The organism is Gemmatimonadales bacterium, from assembly GCA_030697825.1.
Taxonomy (GTDB): domain Bacteria; phylum Gemmatimonadota; class Gemmatimonadetes; order Gemmatimonadales; family JACORV01; genus JACORV01.
In genome coordinates this window covers 1-1,236 of record JAUYOW010000054.1, presented here as the reverse complement: position 1 = coordinate 1,236, position 1,236 = coordinate 1, and the positions used below count along the sequence as shown (strand labels likewise).

Genomic DNA, 1,236 nt, shown 5'->3' with positions numbered 1-1,236 from the left:
GCGGACCGCTGGCGGCTGATGGTGAAGGACCGGCAGTCCGGCCAGGTGCGTGAGGTCCTGCGCGGCTGGGACAACAACATCCTCGAGTACGCGTTCGCGACCGGCGGGAACGACCTGTTCGCGGTCACGGAGCGGCGGCAGCGCCACATCATGGTCCACGTGGTGTTCGCTACCGGCGAGGTGCACGAGGTCCTCACGGACATGAATCCATCGCAGCTGTCGGTGGCGGCGGTGAGCACACCGTCGTTCGCGTTCGTTAGCGACGCCCAGGACCAGCCGCCGCAGGTGTTCGCGTGGTTCGTGGACCATCGTACTCCTCCAAGCCGGCTCACGCGCCTCAACGCGGACCGTCTCGCGCAGGTCCGCATGAATCCGGCCCGCGAGTTCGGCTGGGTGGGCGCCGGCGGAGACAGCGTCTTCGGGATGCTGGTCACGCCTCCGGGGTTCGACCCTTCGCGCCGTTATCCGGCCGTCGTATTGATCCACGGCGGGCCACAGGGCGCCTGGCTCGACCAATTCCACGGCCGGTGGAACGCGCAGCTGTTCGCGGCGCCCGGGTACGTGGTCGCGATGCTCAACCCGCGCGGCTCGACCGGGTTCGGCCAGCGATTCACCGACCAGATCAGCCGCGACTGGGGCGGCCGCGTTTACGAGGACATCATGCGCGGCGTGGACGTCGTGGCGCGCCTGCCGTACGTGGACTCGACGCGGATGGCGGCCGCCGGAGGCTCCTACGGCGGCTACATGGTGAACTGGATCAACGGGCACACCAACCGGTTCAAGGCGCTGGTGAGCCACGCCGGCGTCTTCAACCTCGAGGCGATGGCCGGCGCCACTGAGGAGCTATGGTTCACCGAATGGGAGTTCGGCGGCCCGTACTGGCTGGACCGGGGCGACTACGAGCGCTGGTCCCCGCACCGCTTCGTCCAGAACTTCCGCACCCCGACGCTGGTGATCCACGGCGCGCTCGACTACCGCGTGCCGGAGACCGAGGGGATGCAGATGTTCACGGCGCTCCAGCGGCAGGGCGTGCCGTCGCGCTTCCTCTACTTCCCCGACGAGGGGCACTGGATCGGCAGGCCGCAGAACCAGATCGTGTGGTGGAGCACGGTGCAGGAGTGGCTGGCCCGGTATCTGCAACGGCCGGCGTCGTGACAGCGGGGAGCGGGGAGCGGGGAGCGGTACCATTGGATGCCTGCCGCCGCGACGGAGCGCCGCGTCGGGCACCGTCAGGAA

General features: G+C 69.2%; 1 protein-coding gene. It reads left to right on the top strand.

Annotated features, from left to right (window positions below; translation table 11 throughout):
• On the top strand, nt 1-1,155 hold a 1,155-nt coding region (locus Q8Q85_02645), incomplete at its 5' end, for a S9 family peptidase (protein ID MDP3773141.1).
• Between the last annotated feature and the right edge of the window lie 81 nt (nt 1,156-1,236).